At 64.5% G+C, this 16,170-nt stretch carries 14 protein-coding genes; all 14 read right to left on the bottom strand.

Features of this window, described 5'->3' with window-relative positions; translation table 11 throughout:
• Positions 1-552 precede the first annotated feature (552 nt).
• Entirely contained in the window at positions 553-1,911 is a 1,359-nt protein-coding gene (locus VEW47_06685) for an IPTL-CTERM sorting domain-containing protein (GenBank protein HYS04863.1), read from the bottom strand.
• A gap of 568 nt (positions 1,912-2,479) precedes the next feature.
• The gene (locus VEW47_06680; protein HYS04862.1) at positions 2,480-3,817 is read right to left on the bottom strand and encodes a hypothetical protein; all 1,338 of its coding nucleotides are present in this window, start codon (positions 3,815-3,817) and stop codon (positions 2,480-2,482) included.
• A gap of 49 nt (positions 3,818-3,866) precedes the next feature.
• Positions 3,867-5,426 (bottom strand): IPTL-CTERM sorting domain-containing protein, encoded by a 1,560-nt coding sequence (locus VEW47_06675; protein ID HYS04861.1) that lies wholly within the window; start codon positions 5,424-5,426, stop codon positions 3,867-3,869.
• A gap of 461 nt (positions 5,427-5,887) precedes the next feature.
• On the bottom strand, positions 5,888-7,111 hold the full coding sequence (locus VEW47_06670) for an FtsX-like permease family protein (GenBank protein HYS04860.1): 1,224 nt from the start codon (positions 7,109-7,111) through the stop codon (positions 5,888-5,890).
• Entirely contained in the window at positions 7,105-7,794 is a 690-nt protein-coding gene (locus VEW47_06665; GenBank protein HYS04859.1) for an ABC transporter ATP-binding protein, read from the bottom strand. Before VEW47_06665 ends, VEW47_06670 begins: the two co-directional genes overlap by 7 nt.
• Before the next feature lie 48 nt (positions 7,795-7,842).
• Positions 7,843-8,586: a 3-oxoacyl-[acyl-carrier-protein] reductase gene (fabG, locus tag VEW47_06660; protein HYS04858.1), complete on the bottom strand. Its 744-nt coding sequence runs from the start codon at positions 8,584-8,586 to the stop codon at positions 7,843-7,845.
• Positions 8,576-9,031, bottom strand: coding sequence for a 3-hydroxyacyl-ACP dehydratase FabZ (gene fabZ / locus VEW47_06655; GenBank protein HYS04857.1), 456 nt, complete (start codon positions 9,029-9,031; stop codon positions 8,576-8,578). The genes fabG and fabZ overlap by 11 nt, the downstream gene beginning before the upstream one ends.
• Positions 9,015-10,244, bottom strand: coding sequence for a beta-ketoacyl synthase N-terminal-like domain-containing protein (locus VEW47_06650; protein ID HYS04856.1), 1,230 nt, complete (start codon positions 10,242-10,244; stop codon positions 9,015-9,017). Before VEW47_06650 ends, fabZ begins: the two co-directional genes overlap by 17 nt.
• Entirely contained in the window at positions 10,216-11,424 is a 1,209-nt protein-coding gene (locus VEW47_06645) for a beta-ketoacyl-[acyl-carrier-protein] synthase family protein (GenBank protein ID HYS04855.1), read from the bottom strand. Before VEW47_06645 ends, VEW47_06650 begins: the two co-directional genes overlap by 29 nt.
• The gene (locus VEW47_06640) at positions 11,425-11,664 is read right to left on the bottom strand and encodes an acyl carrier protein (GenBank protein HYS04854.1); all 240 of its coding nucleotides are present in this window, start codon (positions 11,662-11,664) and stop codon (positions 11,425-11,427) included.
• 28 nt (positions 11,665-11,692) lie between these two features.
• On the bottom strand, positions 11,693-13,063 hold the full coding sequence (locus tag VEW47_06635) for a DUF1302 family protein (protein HYS04853.1): 1,371 nt from the start codon (positions 13,061-13,063) through the stop codon (positions 11,693-11,695).
• Positions 13,060-13,830: an outer membrane lipoprotein-sorting protein gene (locus tag VEW47_06630; GenBank protein ID HYS04852.1), complete on the bottom strand. Its 771-nt coding sequence runs from the start codon at positions 13,828-13,830 to the stop codon at positions 13,060-13,062. Before VEW47_06630 ends, VEW47_06635 begins: the two co-directional genes overlap by 4 nt.
• Complete coding sequence (locus VEW47_06625; GenBank protein HYS04851.1) at positions 13,827-15,194, bottom strand: beta-ketoacyl-[acyl-carrier-protein] synthase family protein; 1,368 nt, start codon at positions 15,192-15,194, stop codon at positions 13,827-13,829. Before VEW47_06625 ends, VEW47_06630 begins: the two co-directional genes overlap by 4 nt.
• Positions 15,169-16,170, bottom strand: coding sequence for a DUF1702 family protein (locus tag VEW47_06620; GenBank protein ID HYS04850.1), 1,002 nt, complete (start codon positions 16,168-16,170; stop codon positions 15,169-15,171). The genes VEW47_06625 and VEW47_06620 overlap by 26 nt, the downstream gene beginning before the upstream one ends.

Raw genomic sequence — 16,170 nt, 5'->3', positions numbered from 1 at the left:
CGCTCCTGGCTCCAGGCCTGAGTTCGCGACCGTTGCTGCGCTCGCCGGCTCGTTATGAGAACACGGTGCACGACAGGTCTTTTTGACAGGCGCCGATTTGTGCAGTCACGGCGAGTTGCCGCGGCTGTAGTAGAGCCTGTGTTGCGCCTATATTTGGAGGCTTGAATGCGGCTAGACTGCCACTACACTAACGAGATCGCCCGACTGGGACACCGGATGCAATCATCGTACAGCTGCGTGAAAAAATCACTGCGTACGATCTCGTTAATGTACCGGCATCCGCCTCAGTGTCATCACCGGAATCGCCCCGCGCCATGCGCCTGCTTCCAAATAACGCTGCACCTCAATGGGAGCCCGCAGGAATGGGTGGCGCTGAAGTTACAGCGAACCGGCCGCTTAACATGAACTCACACTACACGAGCACCGCAGCCGCTTGCGCTTCGGGCTTTCGTGCGTCGGCATCATTCGACTAGTGTGTAAGCACCAAGCTTCGCGCGCGCTACGAATCTAGCACACGTCAGCACAACTGCCTATCCCAAGAAAACACTATGGTTACATGACGAGCCGCTTTCTCTTGAGGAGCACGAAACTAACGCCGAACATTAAGAGCACAAGCACAACAACACCCCATTGAGAGAGAGTCGGTACTGCTGCATCCCCGATTGACGGCTGTACGTCCACGGTGAACTCGGTGAGCGTAGCGACGGTCGTCTTGCTTGCATCACCAAGCGCATAGAACGCCACAGGATTGCCGGTCTTGACATAAGTGGCGGTCGGAGGCCCGTTGTCAATGGGCGCCTCAAGCGCAATAGCGTCATCCGAAACCAGCGTCCTCGAGCCCAAGGCCCGACACACGATTTGAGCATGTACACTGTGCTGGTGCAGCGTTGGATATGAAGAGCTGGGAACGGTGCCCGTCGACGTGAACCGCGGATCCAACGATATGGTGACATCCCCGAGCCCGGAAACTGTACCGAACTCGGATGTACTCAACATAGTCGTCGCGAAGAGATTCGGATTGCCGGTCGCTGCGATCCGTGTGGTCGCTGTACCTGTTACGCTGAACGGAACGATTCCGAGGCTGGGAACCATCATCTTGCCCCTGCCCACCTTGGAGACAGTGCAATCCGTGGGAACAACTGGGTTCGAGCACATGGGTATCCGGAAGAGCAGGAATTCGCCCGGGGGGGGAGGCGCTACGAAGGGGTCCGGACGGTTATCAGGGTTGTACCACATCCATTTAGCCGAGGAAGAGATCGCCGTGGGGCCCGTGCTACAAACCAGCCCAAAATCCCCTGCAGCGCTGGTGTTGTCTTCTCCAACAGCCAGGACGCCAGTTTGGGAGGTGATTTGAGTAGTTCCGGTCCAACCCTTGCTATAGCTACTTCCACTCGTCCCCTTGTTGCACTCAACGACCGCTGCATCGACTTCCTGGAGTGTAGGATTGTTGACTGGTCCGCCAGCGCAGTTAGGGGTCTTGTCGGTGCCCGTGGCGCAGACTTGCCAGGCTGGATCCCCCGTCAGCAACGTCTTGTTTGTTGCGCTGTATAGAAACTGACCGATCCACCCCTGGGTGGTCGTGTTGTCTGCGTAGGTGGCGAAGAACATCCACTGATTTGAACACGATGCGGGGGCTGAGACAGTGTAACTTTCCGGGCCACCAGAACAATTAAAAATATCGCCTGCTAGACAATTCTCGACATTGCCGGTAAGGCTAAGCGGACCACTTGCGGGACCGAAGCCGAAGCTGTAGCCGTTGTCCGCCGTAACTTTTGCATCAACGGTCGCTGCCTGCGCCTGAGCGAAGGCTGCAAGAGCGATCGCGAGCCATGCTCCGGCGGCAACCCATCGAATCCTTCGTTGCTTACCGCACCGTGCGTCTATCATCCGAACGGCTTTTCTTGCTCTCATCCGCCAACCCTCCTGTGTCAATCTGGGGCTTCTTGTTCCGTGGACCTCGCGGGTCGATCTGGGTGATCAACGATTTTATCCGACGTCTAACATGCATGGGACATGCCAAATGTTGCCGAGTGACACATGAGCTTTGTATGCAGCAGCTTAGGCTGCATATCGACCTCTCAGAGTAGTCGACCACAGTGGTGCGAGAACTATCACCGTCGGAAGCAATAATCCTCGCAACGATCAGATCCTGCTGAGATTGCGGCGCGGGAGGGCAGATGGAGCAATTCGCCCCGGCGGTGGATTCCGCTTCACTAGATTGCCAGTGCAGAAGGAAGTATTCGGATCTTCCCAAGCTCATCCTCTTTCACGAGGGCGGGGATACTCCGGCAACGCCTCGCGGATAATCCGGAACCACCGTTCCAAAACCATCGGGGAACTGATGAGGCGCGGCGTCTGGCACTTGAGTCGCGAGGCGCATCGCCCTAAACGAATGCGTCCCAAGGTCCGGAGAGGAATCGACTGTGCTCGCGTCGCTGCCTTAGAACACGATTACCTGCTCCGAATCGTGGACGGCTATTTAGGCCATCCGCGCCGTCCTTCTCTTTTGAAGCAGGAGGAAAAGGCCTGACCCGCCCAGAGTGAGCACGAGCACGACGACGCCCAGCCAGTTCAGAGTCGGGACCCCGTTGACGCGGCACGATCCAGCGATGCCAAAATACCGCGGTGTAAGGTCCGTCGTCCGGAACGTGACTATGTTGAGATTGCGGTCGACGGTGCACGTTGGGACAGGCAGCCAGTGCCCCGAGAGCGTATCTCCCGATAAATAGTACGCTTGCAATGTGAGGTCACCGCCGGATGTTCCCAGGGGTCCGTAAAACTCGGGGTCGCCCAGGAGATCGTCAGTGTACGAGATGTTGATCGTTGCAGGTGCATCGAGAGACAGATCGGCCGAGCCGACATCGAGGGCGACCTGCACGGGACAGGTCCCGGAGGGGACATTGAACCGAGCCGGCACGCCCCATTCGAATAGCGGGGAGCAGTCGACACTCGTGTCGACACTAAACGCTCCCTGTGGAAACTGGACCACCATGTCGGATGCTGGCGGTCCACCCAGGCCCGATTCATAGAGCGGATAGGGGACGATGCAGTTGCCACCGCTCCTCGGTACCGTCGTGGATGTTTTCTCGATCGGGGTCTTCGTTCTGTCCACCGAGTCCTTCGCTTCCTGCTTGTCCGTAGCAGAAAGATCAGTACTGTGCTGTCCTGGCTTCCTGGGGTCCGTGAGGTTGCCGTCGAACTTGTTCGTGGGGTGGGAGAGTCTCAGCAGGTGACTCATCTCATGCTTCAAGACAGCTTCCGGATCGAAGGCGTCCCCGGCAGGATTCCAGGTTGTGTCCCCCTTCTTGTCATTGCGCTTCGGCGTCGGGTCGATGCACAAGAAAGCCTTCGTGATGCGCTTGCCCGCAGTCGGTGGACCCGTGTTTTTGCAATCGTCGGTCGAGGCGAACGCGCCACCGTCTTGGTTATGATCGCTTAGGCGAACCTCCATCTGGCAGTCGGCGCTGACCTTGCCTTCGTCCGCCGTCCCCTTGTTGGAGACTTCGAACGTCCAGCCAGTGGCAGCGTTGTTCCAGTTCGCGGCAGCGGCGTCGACTACTGATTTCCACGTTGTGGAACCCGGAAGGCCGTCGCCGGAAGACACGTTCTCGAAGCAATAGATGATCTTGACCTTGTCGGCTCCCGCGATCTTCTCCCAGTCCCACGAAGTCATGACAGTCGTGTGCGCCTGCGAAGGTTGCAGAAGACCCGAGGTCGCGAAGAGCGCAACCCGCAAGCATCTGTTGCTCCAGGTCGCTTTCAATAAAGGTGCGATCTTGACGAAATCATTCCAGGGAAGGTGTCGGTGCTTTTTCATGGTTCACTCCTCTCACTGTCCCCGACCTTACAGTTTGAGCGCGGAACGCTCAGGCCATCTTCTGCCTCACAGAACGGAAGAAAACTGTGGCAGCCGAAGTCACAAGCAGAAGCGCCAGCGCCATCAATCCCCACTGGCTGAGCGTGGGGACGGCGGGTGTGTGAACTTTCTTGACCGGGACGCAGATCAGTCTTGCCTGGCCCACCGCAACGTTCGATTCGAGCCCGAACTGCGTCGTCAAGTTCACGATGTGCGGAGGGTCATCTCCGGCGATCTGATAGCACTTGAGATGGGGATCGTTCAGGTCCCCCTGGCCGTTCTTAAGTGTTGGCGCGCACAGGAGCTGGGGTGGTCCAACCGCCACGCTCGGCTCGATGCCGAATTGAGTCTGCAGGTCCACCACGGCCGGCGGAGCAGCCCCTGCAATTGTGTAGCACGTGTAATGAGGAGCAGGTGGCGGCGGGCCAGGAGGCGCGGGGATTGGAGTGGGGAAAACCACTTCCTTCAAAGCGGGCACACAGAGCTTTTGAGGCGCGCCAACAAGGACGTTTTTCTCGAGACCAAATTCGCTTGTCAGGTCAACATGCACAGGTGGATTCGGAGCCGGACCTGCAATGTCATAGCATTTGAGATGCGGTGCGTTCAAGTCTCCTTCGTCCTTGCAACTTGGACAGACGCGCTTCGTCGCCGGCGGGCAGAGAAGCGTGGCCTGCCCGACGGGGACGTTGGGCGTGAACCCAAACTGGGTTTGCAGGTTCACCACGTCCGGTGGATCGGTTCCAACGATGTTGAAGCACTTGTAATGAGGCTTCATTTCGGCCGGCAGGACGCCGTGCTGGGCTTGCTGAGCCTCCTCTTCCGTAAGAACCTTTACAATGGGACCTCCCCCTCCTCCCGGCGGTGGAGAGCAGTTGACACCAGGAAAGAAGTTGCTGCTGAGGCCGGGAACCTGAATTAGCACATCCCCAACCGGATCGTCTAGGACACCGCCGGTATGGCACCAGGGAGGGATCGAAGTGCCAGCCTTCGGGACCGTGAAAGTGAACGTCGTCGGGGAAAGCAAGGGTCCAACGGTGCTACCGTCGGAAACTCGCCGGAAGGTGAGCGTGGGCTTGACAGGAAGCGAGGAGGTGAAGGTTCCGCAGGTATTGGATAGATGATTAATGGTCATGCTGCCGTTCGTCTGGTTTACGTCCCCTTCTGGGACCGAAGCGCTCATTTCCCACTGCTGGTCACCACCCGCGCATTGCACTACTAATGGTGAAACGCTGCGCAGCTCCAGCCGAACTATTTTGATGGGGATCGTGGCCAATGGCGGGGTGGCAGCCGCCAGCCGTTGGACAATAGTGTCCGTCGGCTCGAGTCGGCAGTGTCCCTGAAAGCAGTCGAACGGAACCCCCTTGAGGAAGATCCGGCCCACAAACCCAGCCGCGCAGAAGGGTGCGAACGTCCCAGCCGGCAGATTGAGGTCATCGTAAGTGGATCCACTATCGGTTTCGAAGAGATCGTAGCCGGGAGACACGGCCACTAGGTCGGCCTTGGCCCGCCCGAGACCAAGAACAGTCAGCGTTGCTGTGACGATGAGAATTGGGGCTTTGCGTCGCATCATCTGAACCCTCCGGACGGAATTTGCCACCGACCTATAGCACCCGAGCAGGCAGCCGCTGCCCGCGCCCTCTTCCTCTGACGCTCCGGCCGCAGTGGCCCACGAGAATGAGCCCGGTAGAGGGCAAAGCGCTATTTTCGGTGCTCGAAATCCGACTTTGACCCTTACCAGAGCAATCGCGATGCCAACTTCCGTACGCGCCTAAGTCCTATGAGGTTCACGGGGATCGAGGATTGGCGAATGACTCCTCGACCTGAATTTCTGGTGCAAAATGCTCCACGATCGGGTGTGGGATCTACTGGAACCTGGCTAACGCAATATTTTTGGGTCGCTTGTCGACTGGCGGAGGCCGTGCGGCACCTTGCTTCGAGATTTGGTGCAAGATCGAGCACAACTTGATGGCTGTGAAGCGGGAGAGCTTCCGACTGCTCGCGGGTAATAGGAGATTCCGACCTGCTCCCTGCCTACTGTCGCAATGCGTCCACGACGCGCGTGCGGGCGGCGCGCAGGGCGGGGAAGGCCGTAGCCACGACGGTGGCCGCCACGCTCGAAGCGCAGGAGAAGATGACATAGGCGGGGACGAGGTCGATTCCTCCGACGTACGGACGCGACGAGCCCGGAGGGGACGGATAGGTGATCCCGACGCGCGAGACGACGCGCGCCACGAGCGCCCCGACCAGGAGACCCGCCGCGGCACCCGCGAGGCCGAGGAACGTCCCTTCCAGGAGGAGGAGCCCCACGATACGACGCGGCCTGGCCCCCATGGCGCGCAGCGTGCCGAACTCCCTCGTCCTCTCGAAGATCGACATCGTCATGGTGTTGGCGATGCTCAAAATGACGATGACGGAGACGATCAGGGTGATGACGTGCAGCTCGCGGCGGAACAGCGCGACGACCTGATTGTGGAACAGGGCCAGGTCCTCCCAGGTGCGTACCTCAAGGTCGAGGCCGTTCTTGGGGAAGAGGTCCTCGAGGCGCTCGCGAACGGCGCGCGTCGCGGCGGTGTCGTCGAGCAGGACGACGATCGCCTCGATCCGCTGGCTCCAGACGAGCTTCTGAGCGGCCTCGAGGGGCACCTTCATCGTCCAGTCGTCGTATTCTTTCAACCCTCCGAGAAAGACCCCCCGCACGCGGACATCGATGGCGTTCAGGGCGCCGTCGGTGGTCTGGGAGAGCAGCGTCAGGTAGTCTCCCGGGCCGGCGTGGACCCTTTCGGCCAGCCCCTTCCCGAGGAGGACTCCGAAGGGCTCGCCGGAGGCGAGGCCCTCTCCGGCGACGATCGACAGTTGTCTGTGGAATTTCGCGTCGGCCTCCGGCTCGACCCCCTCCCCCAGAAATGAAACGGTCGTGTCGCGGTTCTGCGCCAGCCCGGAGAAGCTCAGCCTGCGTGTCACCGTCGTCACGTGAGGAACGCCGCTCAGGATCGACTGGACGCGGGGGTACTCGACCTCCGGGATCATAAATCGATTGGGGTCCGCCAGGTGTCCCTCGGCATAACCGCGCCTGAAGATCTGCAGGTGCCCGTGGCGGCCGTAGATCGCGTCCTCCCGGAGCCCGCGGAAGATGTTGAAGATGACACCGCCGTTGAGGATGAGGGCGGAGCAGCCGACGCTGATGGCGGCCAGGGTGAGGACCGTACGCCTGACGTTGCGGAATATGTTGCGGAAGGCGAGGCGGAAGCTCAGCAACCTCGGCCACCGTGCAGGAGGCCGTCGCGCAGCTCCACGACCCGCTTCGCCATTCCCTGCAGCCGGCTGTCGTGGGTCGAAAACACGAACGTGACGCCCTGTCGCTCGTTCAGCTCCCGCATCAATCCGACGATCTGCGCGGCGGTCTCACCGTCCAGGTTGGCCGTCGCCTCGTCGGCCAGGACGAGACTGGGACGGCCGACCAGGGCGCGTGCGATCGCCACCCGCTGGCGCTCACCTCCGGACATCTCGTCGGGCCTGCGCCTGGCGAGGGCGCTGATTCCGGTCCGCTCCAGCATCTCCGCCACACGCTTTCTTCGTTCCCTGAGCGGAGGAACCTTCGGACGCAGCAGGAGCGGGTACTCGACGTTTTCCGCCGCCGTCAGGACCGGTATGAGGTTGAATGTCTGGAAGACGAAGCCGATCTTCTCGGCGCGCAATGCGGACAGGGCGCCCTCGGGAAGGTCGTCGCACCGCTGGCCGTCCAGGGTGACGCGGCCGGATGTCGGCCGGTCGATGCAGCCGGCGAGGTTCAACAGGGTCGTCTTGCCGCTGCCGGAGGGGCCGACCACTGCCAGAAATTCCCCAGGGTCGACCCGAAGGCACACGCCCTTCAGGGCCCCGACGCGCTCGCGGCCGATCTGGTAATCCCTGCTGACCTCCTCCAGGTTCAGAACGCTCACGCGCGGGTTACCTCGCCCCGGCCCGCCGCCGCGGCCTCGAACCGGGCCTCACGCGGTGAGTCCTCCATCGATGACGAACACCTGGCCGCTGATGTAGCCGGATTTCGGGGACGCCAGGAAGGCGACGAGTCGCGCTACTTCCTCCGCACTGCCAAAGCGGCGACAGGGAATCTGTTCCAGGGCCTCCTGCCGGCTCCTCGCAGACAGCGTCTGCAGCATGTCACCTTGGATGTAGCCAGGAGCGACGGCGTTCACCGTGATCTGAAACCGCCCGAGCTCTCTCGCGAGGGAGCGGGTGAAGCCGATCAGCCCGGCCTTCGCCGCGGCATAGTTCGCCTGCCCGGGAAGGCCGCGGAGAGCGCTCACGGACGTGACGTTGATGATCCGGCCGTACTCCTGTTTCATCATGGACGCCGCGGCCGCGCGGCAGAAATTGAACGCCCCCTTCAGATTGGTGTCCACGACACTGTCCCAGTCCTCTTCGCTCATCGAGTAGAGGACACGATCTCGAAGAATCCCGGCGTTGTTGACGAGGACCCGGACCGCGCCAAGAGTATCGCGCGCGGCGGTTACCACCGCGGCCGCTTGCACGGCGTCCGCCGCGTCCGACCTGACAACGAGGGCGCGCCGGCCTATCGTCTCGATCTCCCGGCGCGCGGCGTCCGCGTGGGCTTCGTCGGACCGGAACGTCAGGGCGACGTCGCAGCCGCTGTGCGCCAGCTCCCGCGCGATGGCCCGGCCGATGCCGCGCGTGCCGCCCGTGACGATGGCGACCTCCCTATCAGAAGACACCGCCGTCTCCCTTCTGACGGCCCATCGTCAGCTCGCAGCGCGCCACCACCGCCCCATCCACCAGGGCTCGTCCCTTGAAGACGCCGGCGAACGACGTCATCTTGATCGCCTCGACCTCGAACCGGACCACGTCCCCCGGCTGGACCATCCCGAGAAAACGCGCGGATGCCGATCCGAAAAGGGGCACTTCCCCCTCGCGCAGCGGACCGTGCGTCAGCTCGAAGAGCAGAACGCAACACTGCGCCACACCTTCGAGGAGGGCGGCTCCGGGAAAGATCGGGCGCCCGGGAAAATGTCCGGGCATCACAGCATCCCCCGCGGTCACATTCTTGAGACCCACGAGGCTGCGCCCGGCCTCGTAGGAGAGGACGCGGTCGACCATGACGAACGGATAGCGTTGCGGCAGGATCGCCAGGATCCGTCGCGTGTCAAGCACGGTCGACACCGGGAGGAACCCCTTCTGGCAACGACAGCACCAGGGCTGCGCCGGCTCCCAGGGGATCGAAGGCGCAGACCATGACCGTGCGCGGCGCCGTCCCCCCATCCGCGGACCGGACGGCGCCTTCCTCCATCCCTCCAAGAAAGACCACAGTCCGGGGGAGGCGGCGGGCCTCGAGGAAACCGACTGCCGCGGCGGTCTCGATCGCCGACGATGCCCCGCGCCAGTCCCCCATCACCGGGGCCACCGTTGCGACCCGAATACCGCCGCGACCGAAGATCTCGCGCAGCGCCGATCCCCCGTCCCCCTCCAGTCGGGAGCCGCTCACTGCACCCGACCAAAGGCAATCCAATTCCTGCGGATCGCAGCCGGACGCGAGGAGGGCCCTCCGCATCGCGGAGACCCTTGCCGCGATCGTCTCCTTGGCCGAGAAACCCGGCGCGGCGAACGACTCACCGTGTCCCGCTACGACGGCCAGCGCGGCCGCACCGCGCGCGCGGGCGTCGGCGGCCCGCTCCAGGGCCAGGACGGCCGCCCCCTCTCCGGGGAAGACCGCATCCTCCTCGAACGGCGCCGTCCCCCGGAGTTCTCTCTCGCCGAGCCATGTCCAGTACGACAGCTCCTCGGCGCCGCCGGCGAAGACCAGATCGGCGTCCCCTCGGCGCAGGGCGTCCGCGGCGTACTCGATGGCCTGCAATCCGCCGGCCGTCCCGGACGAGACCGTCGAGTTGAGGGCCGAGTAGCCGAAGAGGATGGAGACGTGTCCGGCCGCGGCATTCAGGACCGTATTCGGGAAGATCATCGGATCGACGAAGCGGTGACCTTCGCGCCGGGCGCCGCGGTCGAACCGCACCATGCTTTCCAGGTTGCCGAAGGCGGTGGCCAGCACGACTCCCACCCGATCGCCGCGCGGGATAGGAGAATGGGTCGCCGCCTCCCGCTGCGCCAGAGCCGTGGCGGCCGCCGCGAGCTGCGCGGTCCGGCTGATCTCCGCGGTCCCACGGAAGGCGCCATAGTCCCGCAGGCTGAAGCCCTCGATCGCCGCGGCCCGGATTGGCTGTGGGGCGCCCTGGGGCGACGTGTCGCGCGCCAGGGGCGCTCCGCTGTCGAGCGCCTCCAGACAGGCCGCGTGACCTGCGCCGGCCGCCGAGACGATGCCGACGCCCGTCACGACGACTTCGCCCGCTGGCTCAGGGGCGGCCGAAGACGAGAGTGGCATTGTTTCCTCCGAAGGCATAGGAGTTGTTCAGGACGACCCGCGGGCGCAGCTCGCGCGGCCGCCCCGGCAGGTAGTCGAGGTCGCACTCGGGATCCGGCGTCTCCAGGTTCCAGGTCGGCGGGAGGACGCCGCGGTCGATGGCCAGGGCACAGGCAATCGCCTCCACGCTGCTGGACGCCCCCATCATGTGACCCGTGAGCGCCTTGATCGAGCTCACCGGCACGCTTCGGGCCCGAGACCCCATCACCGACTTGATGGCCAGCGTCTCGACACGGTCGTTGTTGATCGTACCGGTGCCGTGCGCGTTGATGTATTCGACCTCGTCGGACGCCACTCGAGAATTCTCCAGGGCCCTGGTCATGGCCTGGGCGGCCCCGCGCCCCTCGGGATGCGGCCCGGTGATGTGATACGCGTCGCAGCTCAGTCCGTAGCCCAGCACCCTCGCGTATATCCGCGCCCCGCGCCGCCGCGCGCGCTCCTCTTCCTCCAGAACCAGAATCCCCGCCCCCTCCCCGAGGAGGAGCCCCTTTCGATCGCGGTCGAACGGCCGGCACCTGTCGGGCGCCATGGCGTGCAGGCGGACGAACCCGACGAATGCGAGGCGGGAGAAGGCTTCCGCTCCCCCGACCATCGCCAGATCGACCCTGTCCGAACGGATCAGGTCCACGGCGCGGGCGATTGCGTAGTTCCCCGCGGCGCAGGCCGTCGGTATCGTCTGCACGGGACCGTGCACCCTGAAACGGGAGGCCAGGGCCGTCGCCGCGCTGTCACACCGATGGGCCACCACCTCGGCCCAGCCCTCTGGAGGAGGCGCGTCGAGAGCCCAGCGCTCCGCCAGCTCTTCCAGAAACTGCGGCTCCCCCAATGTCGTTCCCAGCACGACAGCGGTTCTCTCGGGAGGAAGGCTGTTCTCCAGTCCCGCGTCCGAGAGGCTCCGTTCTCCGGCCGCGATCGCCATCCGTGTCGCGCGGCCCTGGCGCGTCGCGCCGCGCCCGGCGCTGGAATCTGCGGCGAAGTCCAGCACCTCGCACCCGACCCGGTGCTTGAAGACCGAAGTGTCGAAGCTCCGGATCGGCCGGGCGCCGGACTTCCCCGAAAGGAGCGCCTGCCAGAACGTGTCGAGCGTCGACCCGATCGGCGTCACGAGACCCATCCCGGTGACGACGACCGCGCGCGTCATCTACTTCTCTCCCGCGTACTGCCGGACCTTGTCGAGGATGTCGTTGAGAGTGCGCACCTTCGGGATGTCTCCTTCGGGGATCTCGATCCCCAGCCTCTTTTCGATGAAAGCGACGAGCTCCATCGCCATCAGGGAATCGACACCCTGGTCGCGGAGAGGAACGTCCTCCTTCACGCTCGCCGCGGGAATTTCCGCCATCCTGGCGATCCGGGCGATGAGCTCGTCACGGATCTCGATCATTCATCCCTCCCTTCATCGGTGCGAAACATTACCGGAACCCCGCCGAAAAGCGATACGAGATCTCCATATCGAAGCGACCCTCCTCGCTGAACTGGCCGTAGAAGGAGTCCGGCGGACCTGCGAACAGATCGAAGCCGGCCTCCGCCTGCAGGCCGTTCGTGAAGCGGTAGCCTATCCGGGGGCGAATCATCGAATCGCCGTCCAGGCCGAAGTGCGCCTCGAGTCCCGCCGACCAGCGACCCCGTGCCTCCCAAAGCATACCTCGCAGGAGCAAGGCCGTGGGGCCGGCCGGCCCCTTGAGGCCGGCCGAAGACCCGATGACCTCCTGGTGCAGGATCTGGATGCCGAGCGTCGAACGCCTCGGCAGGGCCAGATCGACACCGGCGATCACGCCCAGGAGGTCCGCCCTGGCGACGCCGTCCTCCTCGGCAGGTCTCGTGGAGGGAAACCATCGGCCGAAGTCGTAAGCCAGCTCCCCACGGTAGATAGCCCGGCCGCGGCCCTTCGACACCGTCCCGCCCACCGTGGTCAGACGCACCGGCCCGGGTGTCATGTGGACGATCGATCCGCCCCCTGGAGCGCTGTCGATCCTCCGGAAGGAGACTGGGAGGTCGTCGAAGCCACGGAACGCCAGGGCCGAAACATCCCACCCCGACCTGAGGCAGGAGAAACGAATCCCCGACTCGATGTTGCGCCACGTGCGGGATGGCTTGCGCGTCGCATCGACGATCGTCTGGCCCGCGGGCCCCTCGGGACGGGGCGCGAAATCGGCTCCCTGCGGCGCGAAGACCGAGTACTTGAGGTCCGGTACCAGGACCGCCTGGATGGCCGCGTCCCCACGTGTCCACGTCCCTTCCAACATCCAGAGCGGGATGCGAATGTACTCGAAGTCCGGGAGGATGAACTCCCGCAGGTCCTTGGGAACGACGATGTCGGTCAGGAACCGACCGAACGCCTCGCCCCAGACCACCTGCTGCTTCCCGACGCGGATCGACAGCGCCTCCCGTGACCACTCCAGAAACGCCTCGCGCAGTGTCCCCTCCGACCCGAGCGCATGCTCGACCTCTTTCGGATATCGATCCGTGAGATCGTAGGCGGCATCGTAGAAACCCCGCACGGCAACGGTGACTGCGATCGGGCCCGCCCCGGCGGCCACCGTCCGCAGCTGGACAAGATTCCTCTCCTTGCTGAGCGCACGGGGAGGGTCGGTCCGAAGGGCCACCTCGCCGCGCAGCGTGCCATCCCACTCGATCGTCCATCCGCCCCCGTCCACACCGGAGGAATCCGGCGCGGCCCGCGCCGTCTTCATCATCGGGCCCCCCAGCACCAGCACCGCAGTGAAGCCGACCACCGGGCGGAACGGGAGCGCGTTCCAGTGTCGACACTTTTTCTCCTTCACCGCGGACGCGAGATGTAGGTGCGCGTGAACATCCGGTCCGGCAGATCCTTCTTCTCGAAGTTGCGAAACTCCATGATCGAGCGCCCGCCCCCCTCCGTCGCATCCTGAAGCGTCAGCCGCGTCGGCCGGGTCCCCCCCAGCACGTCCCGATAGTCGCCGTACACTCCGGTCTTCAGGAGCCGCCCCGAGACGGTGAAGAACTCCGCCCGCAGAGGGCGAAAAGTCTCACGCTCGACCCACAGGGCGACCTGGCGGTACGTGACGCTCGGACGGCGCGCGTTGAGCATGACGCGGTAGGTGTCGCGGCCGTCCAGGATGTCGGCGACCACGCCCGTCGCCTCGTAGTCCTCAAGGAAATTCAGGCGGGCGATGTCGCCATTGGCGACGTTGCCGGTGAGTCCCTGGTACGACGAGACGCGTGTCGCCCGGCCGATGCTGGGCAGATAAAGCCACGAGTCGTCCCCCGACATCAACAGTGCCATCCCCTTGTACTGCGCCGGCTCCAGGAACTCCACGAAGGATCGACTCCGCCCCTTGATGAAAACCCGGTAGAGGGACGTGTCCTCCCGCCCCGTGGCCGCCACCGTGGTGATTCGCACTTCCGCCGTATAGCTCAGAGCCGGGTTCCGGATGTCATCGGCCCGCTCGACGACCTCGTGCGCCTCAGGCAGGGTGCCTGGCGACGCCACGACCAGCGACGCGTCCGCCCACAGGATCACCAGGCCGAGGACGATCGTCCAGACATCGGGACGGTCGCCCCTTCTCAAGGACCCTTGCCCGCCGGCGCCGGAGTCTGCGACTCGTCCGCCGTCTCGACCGTCACCTTCCTGAACACCCCGACCGCGTTGAAGCCACCGAAGCCCGACGACATCTTCACGACCGTCCTCAGGGGAGCGCCTGACGTCTCCCGGACCGGACGAATGGCAAGCTTCGCATCGGGTCTCTCGCAGTTGAGCGTGGCGGGCACCACGTCGGCCTCCATGGCGAGGAGGAGGATGACGACCTCGGCAAGCGCGCTCGCGCCCAGCATGTGGCCGACGTACGGTTTGAGCGCCGTGACGAGCGGCTTCTCGAAACCCTTTCCAAAAATCGACGTGAGCGTCCGGGCTTCGTAGGCGTCCCACAGCGCGGTGGCCGTCCCGTGCGGATTGACCAGGTCGATCTCTTCAGCTTTTACACCCGTTCTCTCGAGTGCGTCCCTGAAGGCGCGCGCGCAGTAGTCGCCCGAGACGCATGGCATGGTCACCTTCCAGGCCTCCTGGTTGAAGCCTCCCCCCATGTACTCGGCGTAGATGCGGGCGCCGCGGTCACGCGCCGCCTCGAAGTCTTCGAGGACCACGGCCGCCGCGCCATCCCCCAGGACCAGACCGCTGCGGCGGTCGTCGAACGGCCGCATCACCCCGTCCCGGGCGTACAGTCCGTGACCGTCGAACCACAGGAATTTAGTGATCAGGAGCGGATGATCGGCGCCGGCGACGACCGCCGCTTCCGTCTGCCCGGAGCGGATCATGAGCGCCGCGGCCTCGATGGCGTACAGGCCGGAGGCGCAGGCGTTGTTGATGAACAGCGACGGCCCGTGAACCCCCAGCACGCGGGCCACCCTGTGCAGATAGAGGAAAGAATGCGTTCCGTACACGTAAGGCGAGTGATCGCGGTAGAGCTGGGTGAACAGCGTCTGCGGGTCGCGCCTGCCCGGCTGCCCACCGTCCGAGAGCCTGAGGGCCGTCTCCAGCACCTTGCCGACGTACCTGTCCATGCCGGGATTCTCGTGCGTCAGGACGAGGGCGACGCGATTCTGGTCGGGGTCGTGCCGCAGCCCGCTGTCCTGGATCGCCAGGTGCGATGCGGCGACGAGGTATTGGAGGTCGATGTCGTCCTCGGCGCCGTTCTGCATGAGCGTCCGGAGACGTCCGGAAGGCAGCCCGAGGGTCGTCAAGGAGAACTCGGGGACCGCCGCCACCGGGAAGCTGCCACACGCGACGCCGCCGAACTTCTGCTGCTTCAGAACGACGCCGCTCCGCCCCGCCAGGACGGATTCCCAGAGATCGTGCGAGCCGGTGCCGATCGCCGTGATCGGTCCGACCCCGGTGATGACGACCCGTCGTTCAGCGGCAGGCCATGAAGTCGTCATAGAATGTCACACGCTCGATCGTGCTCCTGTAGCAGGCCAGCGCCGTCGCCAGCAGTTGTCGCGCCTCGTCCCGCTGGGGCGGAGCGAGATTCTCGATCGATGTCTCCAGATAGGCGGCGTCGGACTGGTGGCGCACGAGCAGGGCGGCCTGTGCGCCTTGACGAAAGGCCTCCTTTTGCAGCCGCGGCAGCCGGTTTCCCGCCTCGAGGGCGCGGTCCAGACGGTCGGGTCGCACGAACGTGGACGCCAGTCCGATGCCCGTGATGCAAGCGATCTGGAGCGGATCGTCGTCCGGACCGCACGCCAGAAGCCCGCCCTCCTCGTCGCCGAGATATCGGAACCAGAGACCGCGGCCGTAGCCGTGGGCGCAGGGAGCCGCGTCCTCGTCGTCCAGCTCCCGGCAGGGCGCGGGGCCGGACTCATTCACTCCCCTATCCTGACTAAGCGCGGCGCGGGCGAACCCGAACCCGTTCCACACCAGACTCCGGTGCCGCCGGTCTCTGATCTCGTCCGCGATCCCGGTCGCCGCCTCGTGGCCGGCCCCATCCCGAAGACCGGCCCAGACTCCCAGACCGACGTAGTGCAGAAGCCGGTGGTCGGGGTCCATCGAATCAAGCGCCTCCTCCGCCGTCGCGATCCCGTGTCCCCATCGGAAGTAGCCTCTCGGCAGGTAGCCGGCCGCCGAACCCTCGAAGCAGAAGGGCTTGAAGAGCGGGCCCAGCGCCTCGCACCGGTGCCGCACCCACGGCCCATCGCCTTCCAGGACCATCGTGTTGAATCCGGTGAAAAACGCCTCCACGATGTGCCGCACCCTGTCCTCTTCCCCGGCCGAGCGCGCGCTCTTCCAGCCGGATGACCGCAACACCTCGCCCGGGTCGCGCGCCACGAGCCGCGGTCCCAGGGCCGGGTACGCGGCCCCGACCGTCAGGAGGGTGGCCGCGAGCGCCAGGCCCCATCGTCCCCGACCGCGCCGCAC

The organism is Candidatus Dormiibacterota bacterium (assembly GCA_035635555.1).
Taxonomy (GTDB): domain Bacteria; phylum Acidobacteriota; class Polarisedimenticolia; order Gp22-AA2; family Gp22-AA2; genus Gp22-AA3.
The sequence above is the reverse complement of the archived record's forward strand: the minus strand, read 5'-3'. Positions and strand labels throughout refer to the sequence as shown.